This window comes from Streptomyces sp. SAS_281, from assembly GCF_052542855.1.
Genome location: NZ_JBMNDO010000099.1, coordinates 15,968 through 29,099 on the forward strand (window position 1 = coordinate 15,968; position 13,132 = coordinate 29,099).

General features: G+C 74.9%; 12 protein-coding genes. 10 read left to right on the forward strand and 2 right to left on the reverse strand.

Annotation, left to right across the window (positions count from 1 at the left end; translation table 11 throughout):
- Nucleotides 1–12 precede the first annotated feature (12 nt).
- The 7 genes from ACN6LM_RS28815 (at nucleotide 13) to ACN6LM_RS28845 (ending at nucleotide 7,372) form a co-directional block, all read left to right on the forward strand.
- Nucleotides 13–426, forward strand: coding sequence for a cobalamin B12-binding domain-containing protein (locus tag ACN6LM_RS28815; protein WP_445068311.1), 414 nt, complete (start codon nucleotides 13–15; stop codon nucleotides 424–426).
- On the forward strand, nucleotides 423–2,750 hold the full coding sequence (locus tag ACN6LM_RS28820; RefSeq protein ID WP_445068312.1) for an amino acid--tRNA ligase-related protein: 2,328 nt from the start codon (nucleotides 423–425) through the stop codon (nucleotides 2,748–2,750). The genes ACN6LM_RS28815 and ACN6LM_RS28820 overlap by 4 nt, the downstream gene beginning before the upstream one ends.
- Nucleotides 2,747–4,042, forward strand: a complete 1,296-nt coding sequence (locus ACN6LM_RS28825) for a glutamate synthase-related protein (RefSeq protein ID WP_445068313.1) — start codon at nucleotides 2,747–2,749, stop codon at nucleotides 4,040–4,042. The genes ACN6LM_RS28820 and ACN6LM_RS28825 overlap by 4 nt, the downstream gene beginning before the upstream one ends.
- On the forward strand, nucleotides 4,039–4,443 hold the full coding sequence (locus ACN6LM_RS28830; protein WP_445068314.1) for a hypothetical protein: 405 nt from the start codon (nucleotides 4,039–4,041) through the stop codon (nucleotides 4,441–4,443). Before ACN6LM_RS28825 ends, ACN6LM_RS28830 begins: the two co-directional genes overlap by 4 nt.
- Nucleotides 4,444–4,505: 62 nt before the next feature.
- A complete protein-coding gene (locus tag ACN6LM_RS28835) occupies nucleotides 4,506–5,795 on the forward strand; it encodes an MFS transporter (protein WP_445068315.1) in 1,290 nt (429 codons plus the stop codon).
- A gap of 7 nt (nucleotides 5,796–5,802) precedes the next feature.
- Nucleotides 5,803–6,591, forward strand: coding sequence for a 4'-phosphopantetheinyl transferase family protein (locus tag ACN6LM_RS28840; protein WP_445068316.1), 789 nt, complete (start codon nucleotides 5,803–5,805; stop codon nucleotides 6,589–6,591).
- A gap of 100 nt (nucleotides 6,592–6,691) precedes the next feature.
- Nucleotides 6,692–7,372, forward strand: coding sequence for an AroM family protein (locus tag ACN6LM_RS28845; RefSeq protein ID WP_445068317.1), 681 nt, complete (start codon nucleotides 6,692–6,694; stop codon nucleotides 7,370–7,372).
- Between the two features lie 29 nt (nucleotides 7,373–7,401).
- Here ACN6LM_RS28845 and ACN6LM_RS28850 read toward each other — a convergent pair whose 3' ends face one another.
- Nucleotides 7,402–8,181, reverse strand: a complete 780-nt coding sequence (locus ACN6LM_RS28850) for an IclR family transcriptional regulator (RefSeq protein ID WP_445068318.1) — start codon at nucleotides 8,179–8,181, stop codon at nucleotides 7,402–7,404.
- A 202-nt stretch (nucleotides 8,182–8,383) separates the two neighbouring features.
- Between ACN6LM_RS28850 and ACN6LM_RS28855 the strand changes: the two genes are divergently transcribed.
- Genes ACN6LM_RS28855 through ACN6LM_RS28865 form a run of 3 tightly spaced genes read left to right on the forward strand, consistent with a single transcriptional unit; the run spans nucleotide 8,384 to nucleotide 12,595 of the window.
- A complete protein-coding gene (locus tag ACN6LM_RS28855; RefSeq protein ID WP_445068319.1) occupies nucleotides 8,384–10,024 on the forward strand; it encodes an OPT/YSL family transporter in 1,641 nt (546 codons plus the stop codon).
- Between the two features lie 56 nt (nucleotides 10,025–10,080).
- Nucleotides 10,081–11,145 carry an S-methyl thiohydantoin desulfurase domain-containing protein gene (locus ACN6LM_RS28860; protein WP_445068320.1) on the forward strand — a complete coding sequence of 355 codons (1,065 nt, stop codon included), beginning with the start codon at nucleotides 10,081–10,083 and terminating at the stop codon, nucleotides 11,143–11,145.
- Entirely contained in the window at nucleotides 11,138–12,595 is a 1,458-nt protein-coding gene (locus ACN6LM_RS28865) for a M20/M25/M40 family metallo-hydrolase (protein WP_445068321.1), read from the forward strand. The genes ACN6LM_RS28860 and ACN6LM_RS28865 overlap by 8 nt, the downstream gene beginning before the upstream one ends.
- A 7-nt stretch (nucleotides 12,596–12,602) precedes the next feature.
- On the opposite strand, the gene ACN6LM_RS28870 is transcribed toward ACN6LM_RS28865, so the two are convergent.
- A partial coding sequence (locus tag ACN6LM_RS28870) for a class F sortase (protein WP_445068322.1) occupies nucleotides 12,603–13,132 on the reverse strand: 530 nt, incomplete at its 5' end.

The following is a 13,132-nucleotide window of genomic DNA, read 5'->3' on the forward strand; positions in this document are numbered from 1 at the left end:
AACGTCGAAGGCATGAAGATACTCCTGAGCGGAACCGCTTCGGACTCCCATACCTGGAACCTCGTGTATCTCGGGCTGTTCCTGGAGGAGCGGGGGCACGACGTCGTCGCGCTGGGCCCCTGTGCGAGTCCCCGTCTGCTCACGGCCGCCTGTCGCCGGCATGCCCCCGACGCGGTCGTGCTGAGCAGCGTCAACGGCCACGGTTACCGGGACGCGCTCGCCGCCGTGCGCGCGCTGCGGGCCGAACCGGGTCTGGCCGCCCTGCCGGTGGCCGTCGGCGGCAAGCTGGGCACGGCCGGCCACTCCCGGGAGGCGGAGGCGGCCCGGCTGTACGCGGCGGGCTGCGACGCCGTCCTCGGGGACGGGGCCGGCGACCTGGACACCCTGTGCGCGTTCCTCGCGACCCCCGCCGGGGTGGGAGCGTGACCGCCGGCGCGCCGCGGCCGTTCGGGGCGTACGTCGCGGCCTCGGCCGCCGCCGGGCGGCTGGTGGTCCAGCCCCGCATGGGTTTCGGCGACCCGCGCGCCATGCGTACGGGCCTGGAGCGGACCAGGGCCGCCGCGGCCACGACCGCCGGCACGCTCACCATCGACAGCTACACCCGCGTCGGCGACCTCGCGGGCGCCCGGGCCGCGCTCGCCGACGGGGACGCCCTCAACGGCTACCCGATCGCGACGCACCCGCCCGCCGTCACCCGCGCCCTGCTCGACGGGGTCCACGACGACGGCTTCCCGGTCCAGGTCCGCCACGGCTCCGCCCGCCCGCAGGCCATCGTCCGGGCCCTGCTCGCCGCAGGCCTCGACGCGACCGAGGGCGGGCCCGTCTCCTACTGCCTGCCGTACGGCCGCACGCCGCTGCGCGAGTCCGTCGCCGCCTGGGCCGAGGGGTGCGAACTCCTCGCCGGACACGCCCGCCCCGGTTCGGTTCCGCACCTCGAAAGCTTCGGCGGCTGCCTGCTCGGCCAGCTCTGCCCGCCCGGGCTGCTCGTCGCGACGAGCGTGCTGGAATGCCTGTTCTTCGCCCAGCACGGGGTGCGCAGCGTCTCGTCGAGCTACGCCCAGCAGACGGACCCGGGCCAGGACGAGGAGGCGATACGGGCCCTGCGCCGGCTGGCCGGTGAGCTGCTGCCGGCGGGCGTCGACCATCATGTCGTCCTCTACACGTACATGGGCGTCTATCCGCGCACCGAGCGCGGGGCGACCCGGCTGCTCGAAGCGTCGGCACGGCTGGCGGTGCGGGCGGGGGCGGACCGGCTCCTCGTGAAGACGACCGCCGAATCCCGCCGCATCCCGACCGTCGCCGAAAACGTCCGCGCCCTGGAGACCGCCGCGGCGGCCGCCGCGCTCGCCGGTCCGCCGCTGCCGGGAGGCCCGGGCGACTCCGAGGTCTACGCGGAGTCCCGGGCCCTGGTGGAAGCCGTGCTCGGGCTGCACCCCGACCTGTCCCGCGCGCTGCCCGCCGCCTTCGAACGCGGCCTGCTCGACGTGCCGTTCTGCCTCCACCCGGACAACGCGGGCCGCTCCCGCAGCGTCATCGGCGCGGACGGCCGGCTGCGCTGGTCGGACACCGGCGCGATGCCGATCCGCCCCGACGCCCCGGCCGATCTGGCGCCGCTCACCGCGAACGGCCTCCTCACCGCCCTCCACCACATGGCCGACCGCTACGACCGGCCGCCGGCCCGCCCCCTGACCACGCACCGGCCACGTACCGACACCCCTCACCACCGCCACGAACAGGAGCCCGTCATGGACAACGCCCCGCAGCCCGCAGGCCCCGCCCTGCCGCCGCCGCTCGGTGAGCACCTGCGCTCCCCGCAGCTGCGCGCCGCCATGCTCGTCCAGCAGGAGGCCCTGTACGCGGCACGCGAGTTCCTGCGGCGGTCGGGCTTCACGGAGCTGCTGCCCCCGCTCGTCGGACCCGTCACCGACCCGGGCGGCCGGGGGGCCAAGGCCCTGGACGTCGACTACTACGGCCGCCCGTACAAGCTGATGACCAGCGCCATCCTGTACAAGCAGGCGTCGCTGCACGGCTTCCCGAAGCTGTTCTACATCGCGCCCAACGTCCGCGTGGAGCCGGAGGAGACCGCGACCACGGGCCGCCATCTGGTCGAGTTCCACCAGATCGACGTGGAGATCGCCGGCGCGAGCCGCGAGGACGCGCAGGAGGTCGCCGCCGGGCTCCTCACCCATGTCGCCGAGCACGTGTGGACCGCCGTTCCCGGTGTTCTCGCCGAACTGGGGCGCCAGGAGGCGGATTTCGCGGACGTGCGCAGCGGAAAGTACGACGTGTGCACCCACCGGGAGGCGGTCTCCCGGCTCCTCGCCTCCGGGCACCCGCAGAGCCCGGACAGCGAGATCGACTGGACCGGCGAACGGCTCCTCTCGCTGGAGAGCGACCGGCCGTTCTTCATCAACGACTACCCGAAGGGCTCGCGCGGCTTCTACGACCGCGAGGACCCCGAACGCCCCGGCGTCCTGCGGAACTTCGACCTGATCGCCCCGCACGGCTACGGCGAGCTGGTCTCGGGCAGTGAGCGCGAGGCGGACTACGCCACCATCGTCACGCGGATGCGCGAGAGCGGCGAGAACCCCGCCAAGTACGCCTGGTACCTGAAGGAGGCCCGGGAGGGCATCCCGGCCAGCGCCGGTTTCGGGATGGGCCTCCAGCGCCTCGTCCGCTTCCTCACCGGCCTCGACTCGCTGTGGCAGGTCAGCGCCTACCCGAAGCTCCCCGGGGTGATCGCCCCGTGAGCGCCCTCGCCGCCCCCGGCCTCCCCGAGGACGAGATCCGCGCCCGCGCCCGGCACGGCACCGCCGCGGTGTTCCCCGACCCCGGCTCGTACGGGACCGAGCTCTTCGGCCCCGGGCGTGCGGCCGGCACGGACGCGCTCGACCGGTCCAGGATCGTCCCGCCCGTCTTCATGCCGGAGCGGCTGGAGAAGCTGATCGACCTGGCCCGCGAGCCGGAGTCCGGTGACGTCGAACTGGTTTGCCGGACCGGTGGATTCACCGCCTCGCTGCCGCTGTACCTGTCGGCGTTCGGGTCCACCCGGGCGGGCAGCGGCGACCTGGCCGTGCGGGCGTCCCGGCAGGCCGGCCGCCTCGGCATCCCCATGGTCATCGGCGAGAACATGGTCCCCGTGCACGGCTACCGGCGCGGCGGGGACGCCGCCCGCTCCGCGCTCCTCGCGCGCATCGAGGCGTACCTCGAAGGGGCGCCCGAGGGTGTCGGCGGGATCGTCGTCCAGCAGTCCACCGAGGACGCCGACTCGGAGGTCTGGAACCTCCTCTACAGCGACCCCGCCACCCGGCCGCTCCTCGAATCGGGGCGCCTTGCTTTCGAGTTGAAGACCGGTCAGGGCGCCAAGCCCGGACTCGGCGGGATGACCGTCGTCGGGGGCGCGGAGGCGGAGCAGCTGGCGGACCGGTTCACGGTCACCGACGCGTTCGGCGCGGACGACGAGCGCCGGCTGCGCTGCGCCACGCCCGGCACCTTCACCGACGAGATCCTGCGCCAGCAGCTGCGCTTCATGCGGAACAACTTCCCCAAGGCCCGTACGTGGGTGAAGTTCCACCCGGGCCGCGACATCGCGCACGCCGCCCGCACCGCCTGGGCCGCCGGGGCCGACGCCGTCACCGTGGACGGCGCGGAGGGCGGCACCGGCTGGGCGCCCCGGGTCTTCCTCGACCAGGTCGGGCTGCCGCTCGCCGAGTGCCTGCGCCGGATCGGGCGGCCCGGGGGCTGCCTGCTGGCGAGCGGCGGGATGTGGGAGGGCGGACGCGTCCTGCGCGCCCTCGCCCTGGGCGCCACGGCCGCCGGCCTCGGCCGCGCCGCGCTCGTCGCCGTGGACGAGGACCCGGAGCAGGGGCTGGTGCGCCTCGCCGAGAGCATCGCTCTCGAACTTCGGCTCCTGGTGAGCGCGTTGGGCAAGTACGACGTCGGCGCACTGGGCCCCGAGGACCTGTGGTGGCCGGACGGCGGCCCCTTCGACACCGGAGCGCCGCTGCCCGCCGGCCCGGCGGCCGCCGGAGCGACGCGGTGAACGGGCGGGCGAGGTCCGCCGCGCGGCGCGCCGCCGAGGGCCGGCCCTCCCCGGCCGGCCGGCCCCACCGCGTCACCGGCCGGCACCGCACCGTCCGGGCCAGGTTCCTGCTGCGGGAGGCCCCCGGCGTCACCGTCGGGCCCGCCGGCCACGCCGTGCGCGACGCCGGCGGCCGGGACCCCGTGGCCGACGCGGCCCTGCCGGCCGTGCAGCGTGCCCTGGCCGAGGCGGGCCGGGGTTACCTCGGCGGCCGCCTGGAACTCCACGCCCCCGGCCGCACCCGGGCCGCGCGCGACCGGCGGGCCCTGCGGCGCGCCGTCGGCCGGGCCGCCGCGCTGGCCGTCGCGGCGGCGCTGCGCGGCGACGACACGGGCGTCGACGTCCGCGTGACGCGTCGCTGAACCACTCGCGCGACGAGCCGTACTCCCCTCTCCGCATAACGCCGACCCAGGAAGCCGAACCCATGACAACGAATCCCACCGCCCCGCCGTCCGAGGCGGGCCTCGCTCCCGACTGGCGGCGCATCGGCAGCTTCGTCACCGGCCAGGCGGCCGTGCAGTGCGGCAGCTTCGCGCTGATCATCGCCATGAACTGGACGGCCGTCCAGCTCGGCGGCCGGTCCGCGGTCACGCTCGTCATCCTCGCCTCCACGCTGCCGCGCGCCCTGATGCTGCTGTTCGGCGGCGCGCTCGCCGACTCCCTCGGCCCGCGCGCGGTCCTCCTCCGGGCCACGTCCACCCGGCTCGCCGTCCTCGTGACCGGCGCTCTGGTCACCGCGGGCGCCGACAGCGTCTGGCCGTTGATGGCCGTCGCGGTGGTCGAGGGCTCGCTGCTGGGTCTGACCGGCCCGGCGTCGGGCGTCCTGCTCACCCGGCTGGCGCCCCAGGAGCACCTGGGCCGCGCCAACTCGCTGTTCTCCATGGTGATGCGGCTGGCCCCGATCGCCGGATCGCCGCTGGGCGCCTGGCTGGTGGTGGCGGGCAGCCTGTCCGGGGTCATGCTCGTCTCGGCGGCCGGGTGCGCCGTCTGGCTGGTCTGCGCGTTCCATGTGACCCGGGGCATGACCCGGCCGGAGCACGGCACCGGGCCGCGTCCGTCGTTGTTCCGGCGCTCCGGTGACGGGCTCCTGCTCCTGGGCGCCCACCCCCGGCTGCGCTGGATGTTCGTCGCCTGCTTCTGCATGGACTTCGCGTTCCTCTGGCCGGCCGAGGTGGCCCTTCCGCTGCGCGCGTCCGGCGAGGGCTGGGGCATCGGCTCGGTCGCGGCGGCCCTGACCGCGTTCAGCGCGGGTGCCCTGGCGTCGGCGGCGGCCGGTGCCGCTCTCGCCCACCGCATCCCGGTCCCGGTCAAGCTGGTCGTCACCGGCACCGGGCTCGCCGTGGGTATGGGGTCGATGGCCCTGGTGCCCTCGCCGGCCGTCCTCGCGGTCACGGCGTGCGCGGTCGGCCTGTTCTCGGGGCTCAACGGGCCCGCCCTGGTCACCGCGTACCAACAGGCCGTCCCCGAGGGAAAGGTGGGCGCCGCGATGTCCACGTTCTCGCTGTCCAGCATCGGGGCCGCGCCCCTGTCCCTGGCCGTCTTCAGTTCGCTCTCCGCGCCCCTGGGCGTGACCGGCACCTGGCTGCTGTGCGCGTGCGTCGCACTGTTCTCGCCGATCGCCGCCACGCTCGCCCTGCGCGCCCCCCTGACGCGGAAGGCCCCCGGCACGACGGAGGTCCCCGCCGCCCCCGAGCCCACCGCCACAGCCGTGTGAGGCAGCCATGTCCCTGCTGGACCCCCGTCCGTCACCCGTTCTCGAATCCGTCCTCCTGCCCACCGCACTCCCCCCGCTGCCCGCCGCGCTGCCCCCGCCGGCCGGGCCGGGACCGGGCCGCCCGCAGCTCTGGCTGGTGGCCACCGCCGCGCACGAGGAGACCGCGACCCGGTATGCCCCGCTCGTGCTCGGCCCGGCCGAACTGGCCCGGGCCGACGAGTTCCGCCGCCCCACCGACCGCGCCACCTATCTGTGCGCCCACGTCGGACTGCGCCGGGTCCTCGGCAACCACCTGGGTATCGCCCCGCGCACGGTGTCGGTGGCCCGGGCGCCCTGCCCGTGCTGCGGCGAACCGCACGGGCGGCCCGTACTCCCGGACGGGCCCCTGCACTTCTCGCTCTCGCACTGCGAGGGCCTGAGCCTGATCGCCGTCGCCGCCACCCCGGTCGGCGTGGACGTCGAACCCGTACCGGACCCGCGCACCCTCCTGGAGGCGGCCGATGTCGTCCACCCTCTGGAGGCGGCGGAACTCGCCGCGCTGGCGCCCCCGTTGCGGCCGGCCGCCTTCGCCCGGGTGTGGACCAGGAAGGAGGCGTACCTGAAAGGGCTCGGCATCGGCCTGGGCGGGGACCCGTCGACGGAGTACGTGGGTGCCGGACCGGCACCGGCCTCCCCGGGCGGCTGGCTCCTGGCCGACATCGCCGTCCCGCCGGGCCACCGGGCGGCGGTGGCGGTGCGCCGGGAGGAGGTGGGCGGAGCGGGGCCGGACCGACCCGCTCCACACCCTCGGCGGTGACCTCCGCCGAGGGCTCCTCCTGTCGGCCGGGCGGCGCCCGGCGCTACGTTGTTCCGCAACCGACTTCCAGTATCCGGAACAACCGTCGAAGCGAGGCCCCGTGCACACCGTGACCTTCCTGACCATCGGCCAGTCCCCCCGCCCCGACCTCTCCGTGGCCATCGAGACGGAGCTGCCGCCCACGGCCCGGATACGGCACGCGGGGGTCCTCGACGGGCTCGGCCGGGCGGAGGTGGAGGCGCGGTTCGGCGCGGTGCGGGGGCGGGCGACGCTGCTGAGCCGGCTGGCCGACGGCACCCCCGTGACGCTGGACGCCGACGCCGTCGGCGCCGGTCTCGTCACGCTCGTGGAGCGGGTGGATGCGGAGGGGGCGGATGTCGTGGTGCTCCTGTGCACCGGGGAGTTCCCGGGGCTGCGGACGCGGCGGGCGCGGCTGGTCGAGCCGGACGCGCTGCTCACGGGGTACGTGGGCGCGGCGCTGCGGGGCAGCCGGGTCGGGATCGTCGTACCGCTGCCGGAGCAGGTCGCGGAGGCCCGGACGAAGTGGCGGGCGCTCGACCCGGCACCGGCGTTCACCACGGCCTCGCCGTACGCCGACGACGACAGCGGTCTGCGCGCGGCGGCCCATGCCCAGCTGGACGCGGGGGCGGGCGCGCTGGTGCTCGACTGCATGGGCTACGGGACCCGGCACCGCGAGGCGCTGCGCGCGGCCGGAATCACCGCCCCGGTGCTGACACCGGGCGCGGTGGTGGGCGCGATGCTGGGGCCGCTGCTCTCCTGAGCGGGCCCCGTTCCCGGTACAGCGGCCCGTCACGCCTCCGCGTCGGCCACGTACCGCAGCCAGTAGGGATCGCCGATCCGCTTGCCCACACGTCGCGCGGCATCGCGCACCGCCCGTCCGAAGCGGGCCTCGTTCTCGCGGCGCAGCTCGGGGGCGGGCAGGGCGATCCCTATGCCGAAGACCTGCCCCGTATCGCCGTCCACGACAGCGGCGGAGATGCCGGCGACGTTCGGCACGAACTCGCCGCGTGAGGACTCCCAGCCGTCGGCGCGCACCCGGGCCAGGGAGGAGACCAGCTCCCCGGGGGTGCGGGGGGCCGACCCGGTGGCCTGTTCGAGGCGGGCGTCGACGAGCCGCAGCACCTGCGCGTCGTCCAGGCGGGCCAGCAGGGCGCGCCCCATGGAGCTGGCGTAGGCGGGCGCGCGGGTGCCGGCCGGGGTGTACGCCTGGAGGGCGCCGACCGTGCCGATGCGCATGTGCAGCACCAGCGATTCGGCGCCGTCGAGCACGTCCACGTAACCGGTGTAGCCGATGTCGGCGACCAGCCTGGCCAGCTCCTCCTCCAGGAGCGAGGCGGTGGAGCGGGAGGCGCGGAAGTGGTACGAGGCTTCCATGACGAGTTCGCCGGGCCGGTAGGCGCGGCTCACCGGGTCGCGGTCCAGGAAGCCGTACTCGGCCATCATGCTCAGCGTCCGCGAGACGGAGCTCTTCGGCAGGTCCAGCGCGCCCGCCACGTCCGTCACGGTCAGGTCGCGCTGAAGGCGCGCCAGCAGCCGCAGGACGTCCCGCGCGTTGGCGAGTGTGCTCACCGTTCTCCTGCCTCCCCCGGACCCCGAGGCCCGTGCGTCCGATCGTAAGGGGCGCCCACATACCGAGACCGCCGCCCACCCCCTTGACGGGTGGGCGTGCCCCGTAGATGATCCAGGACATCCAGATATTCACACATGGTTCCATAATTTGGAACTCCTGGAGCGGCGGACACGCCGCCCCGCACGGAAGCACCGGAGATCCATGAGTACCGACGCGACGAACCGGGCCGTCACCGACGCCCCGCACCCGGCGGCCGACGGAGCGCGCCATCCCCGCGCCCTCGCGCCCGGCAACCTGATCCTCACCGTGGTGCTCAGCGTGTTCGGCGCGGTCGTCGGTGTGCAGCTGCTCGCCACCCTCGGCGTCACGCCCAGCACGTCGCTGATCGGCGCGCTGGCCGCGATGACGCTGGCGCGCGTGCCGCTCGTCGCCTTCCGCGGCTTCCGCTCGGTCCACGCGCAGAACCTGGCGCAGACCAGCATCTCGTCGGCCACGTTCGGCGCCGCGAACAGCCTGTTCCTGCCGATCGGCATCCCGTTCCTGTTCGGGATGGACGACATGATCGTCCCGATGCTGGTCGGGGTCTCGGTCGCGATGCTGGTCGACGCCTGGCTGCTGTACCGGATGTACGACACCCCGGCCTTCCCCGCGAAGAACCCGTGGCCGCCCGGGCTCGCCGCCGCCGAGGCGATCAAGGCGGGCGACCAGGGCGGCCGGCGCGCCAAGGTCCTCGGTCTCGGCCTGCTGACCGGCCTGCTGGGTGCGGTGTTCTCGCTGCCGATGTCGGCGTTCGGCGTGGCCCTGATCGGCGGCTTCGGCGCGATGGCCGCGTTCGGCGCCGGCCTGCTGTTCACGCAGTACGCGGACCCGCTGTTCGGGCTCGACCTGAACGCGATGTACCTGCCGCACGGGATGATGATCGGTGCCGGGCTCGTCGCCCTCGTCCAGGTCGGCCGGACCATCCTCGCCGCCCGGCGCACCGACGCGGCGCGGGCCCGCTCGGCGGGTGCGCCCGAGGGTGCGGAGGAGGGCGCGCGGCGGCTGGGTCGCTCGATGCGGCTGGGCCTCGGCGCCTACCTCACGATCTCCGTCCTGCTGGCCTTCGCGACCGGCGCGGCCACGCACATGAGCCCGGGCATGCTGATCGGCTTCCTGCTGTACGCCTCCGTCGCGGCGTTCCTGCACGAGCTGCTGGTCGGCATCGCCTCCATGCACTCCGGCTGGTTCCCCGCCTTCGCGATCGCCCTGATCACGCTGCTGCTCGGCATCCTCATCGGCTTCCCGCCGGAGGCGCTGGTCGTGCTGTCGGGCTTCACCGCCGCGACCGGCCCGGCCTTCGCGGACATGGGTTACGACCTCAAGACCGGCTACATGCTGCGCGGTGAGAACGCCGACCCGGCCTTCGAACTGGAGGGCCGCCGCCAGCAGCTGATCGCCGCGATGATCGGCTTCGGCGTCGCGATCGTCGTCGTCCTCGTCTCGTACCGGGTGTTCTTCGACAACGGCCAGACCGCCCCGATCGACGCCGCGTACGTCGCCGCGATCAAGGCCGGTCCGTCCGTCGAGACCGCGAAGCACCTCGCGCTGTGGGCGATCCCGGGGGCGATCGTGCAGCTCATCGGCGGTTCGAGGCGTCAGCTCGGCATCCTGCTCGCGACCGGGCTGCTGATCACGACCCCGATGGCCGGCTGGATGGTCGCCGCCGGTATCGCCGCCCGTGTCCTCGCCCCGCGCCTCTTCGGCCGCGACGTCAAAAGCGACCTGGAGGTCTTCGCCGGCGGTGCGATCGCCGGGGACGCCCTCTACTCCTTCGGCAACGGCGTGTTCAAGGCCGCCAAGTAACCGGTCCCCTCTCTGCCCTCTCGTACACCCGCACAGCACCACCCTGGGAGAACCCCGTGAAGCGACAGCTGACCCATGACGACATCCGCGCGGCCGTGTACGGCGGTGCCGTACTCGGCGGAGGCGGCGGCGGGTTCGTGGAGCGGGGCCTGCGCACCGCCGAGCTGGCCCTCCAGGTCGGCACGCCCGAGCTGTGGAGCGCCGACGAGTTCGGGGACGGCGACCTGACCGCGACCGTCGCCCTGGTCGGCGCCCCCGCCGCGCCCGACCCGCAGGTGCTGCCGACGCACCTGGTGCGCGCGCTGGAGCTGCTGCGCCGCGAGCTGCCGGGCGACCTGGTCGCGCTGCACACCAACGAGAACGGCGCCGAGACCACGATCAACGGCTGGTTCCACTCCGCGCTCACCGGCCTGCCCGTCATCGACCTCGCGTGCAACGGCCGCGCCCACCCCTCCAGCCAGATGGGAGCGATGGGCCTGCACCGCCGCGAGGGCTACCGGTCCAGCCAGGGGTACGCGGGCGGCAAGCCGCACGCCTACGTCGAGGGGGCCGTATCCGGCGGCCTGGACGCGACGTCGAACGTGGTCCGGCGGGCGTCCGTGGAGGCGGGCGGCTGGGTGGGCGTCGCCCGCAACCCGGTCGAGGTCGGCTACGCCGTCCGCAACGGCGCCCCGGGCGCCATCGGCTTCGCCATCGAGCTGGGGCACCGCTTCCTGGCCGAAGGACCGGCCGGCGCGGCCCGGCAGCTGGGCGGCGAGATCGCCGCGGCGGGGACGGTCCTGGGGTACCGCTGCGAGCAGCGCGAGGGCCTGGACGTGGGCGTCGCCGTCCTGGACGACGCCGCCCGCACCACCCTGCACTTCGTCAACGAGTACATGGCGCTCGACCTGGCCGGCGGACGCCGCGCCGCGTTCCCGGACCTGATCACGACGTTCGACGAGGCGGGGCAGCCGCTCGCCTCCGCCGACGTCGAGGTGGGGAAGCGGATCGAGGTCCTGGTCGCCCCGGCGGAGAACCTGCTGCTGTCCCCGACGATGTACATGCCCGAGGTCTACGCCCCCGTCGAGGCGCTGCTCGGCATCGAGTTCGCGCCCGCCGCGAAGGCGCCCGCCCATGTCTGAGCGGGCCGTCGCCGACCCGGGTCGCGTACGGGAGTTCTGCGACGCGCGGTGGGAGACCGAGATCCTGCCGCTGGTCCGGGCCCACATCCGGGTCCCGGCGGTCAGCCCCGCGTACGACCCCGAGTGGGAGGCGCGCGGGCACCTGGACCGGGCCGTCGACGCGGCGGCCGCCTGGCTGCGCGAGGTCCCGCTGCCGGGCCTGCGCACCGAGGTCCTGCGCGCCCCCGGCCGTACGCCGCTGATCTTCTTCGAGATCCCCGGCGCGGGCCCCCGGTCCGACGAGACGGTCCTCTTCTACGGCCACCTCGACAAGCAGCCCGGGGGCGAGGGCTGGACCGGGGGGCGCACCGCGTGGGAGCCGTCCTCCGACGGCACCCGGCTGTACGGGCGCGGCGGCGCCGACGACGGGTACGCGCTGCCCGCGTCGGTGACCGCGATCCGCGCGCTGGCCGAGCAGGGCGCGGCCCTGCCCCGGTGTGTCGGGGTGTTCGAGGCCGGGGAGGAGTCCGGCAGCCCGGACCTGGACCACTGGTTCGGGGTGCTGGCGGACCGGATCGGCGAGGTGGGCCTCGTGGTCTGCCTGGACTCCGGCGCGGGCGACTACGAACGGCTCTGGCTGGTCACCTCGTTGCGCGGGGCCTGCGGCGGCACGCTCGACGTGCGGGTTCTCGGCGACGGCGCGCACTCCGGGGATGCCGGAGGCGTGGTGCCGTCGTCGTTCCGGGTGCTGCGGCAGTTGCTCGACCGCGTGGAGGACGCGGCGACGGGCATGCTGCGCCCCGCCGTCCTGCACGGCGAGGTCCCCCCGGAGCGCCGGGAGCAGACCCGCGAGGCGGCGGCCCTGCTCGGCGACGGGGTCCGGGAGCGCTTCGACTGGTACGGGGACACCTCGGCCGTGGCCGGCGACACCGGGGAGCTGCTGCTCAACCGGGCGTGGCGCCCCAGCATGGAGGTCACCGGGGCGGACGGGCTGCCCCCGGTCGCCTCGGCCGGCAATGTACTGCGCCCGGGTACCCGGGTGAAGCTGGCGCTGCGGCTGCCGCCGACGGTGGACAGCGCGGCGGCCGTCGCGGAGCTGGGCAGGCTCCTGGAGGCGGACCCGCCGTACGGCGCGACGGTCCGCTTCACGCCCGACCGGGTCCTCGCCGACGGCTGGCACGCGCCCGCCGAGGAGCCGTGGCTGAGCGCCGCGCTGTCCGGGGCGAGCCGGGCCTGTTTCGACGGGGCGGACGTCGCCCGGATCGGGCAGGGCGGCACGATCCCGCTCATGGGGAAGCTGTCCCGGCAGTTCCCCGGGGCCCAGTTCCTGGCCTGCGGAGTGCTGGGCCCGGGGGCGAACGCCCATGGGCCGAACGAGTCGCTGCACGTCCCGTACGCGCGGCGGCTCACCGCGAGCCTGTCCCTGACCCTGAACGCGTTCGCCGTGCGGGAGCCGGCCGGGGCGGGGTGAGGGCCCGTCATGCCTTCTGCTGCTTGAGTGACGTGAGGTGGGCGAAGACGACGACGTTGGCCGAGTAGCCGTCCTTCTTGTTGAAGCGTCCGCCGCACGTCATCAGGCGGAGTTCCGGGCGACCGGTGCTGCCGTACACCTTGTCGTCGGGGAACTTGTCCTTCGTGTACGTCTCGACCGCGTCGACCGTGAAGACCGCGGTCCGCTTGTCGGCCCGGGTGACGGTGACCTTGTCGCCCTTGTGCAGGGCGTTGAGGTTGAGGAAGATCGCCGGTCCGGTCTCCGTGTCGCGGTGGCCGACGATCAGCGAGGTGCCCTTCTCGCCGGGCGAGGGCCCGTCGCGGTACCAGCCCACCTCCCTGGGTCTGCTCATGGGCGGGGCCCCGAGGTGCCCCTTCTTGTCGAGTCCGAGGCCGGTGACCGGCGCCTCGATGAAGATCGCGGGCACCGCGACCTTCACCGGCCGCGACGGGGACAGGGGTGCGTGCGAGACCGGCCGGTCGCCGCCGCCCGCGGCGTCGTTGCCGTGGGCGGCGG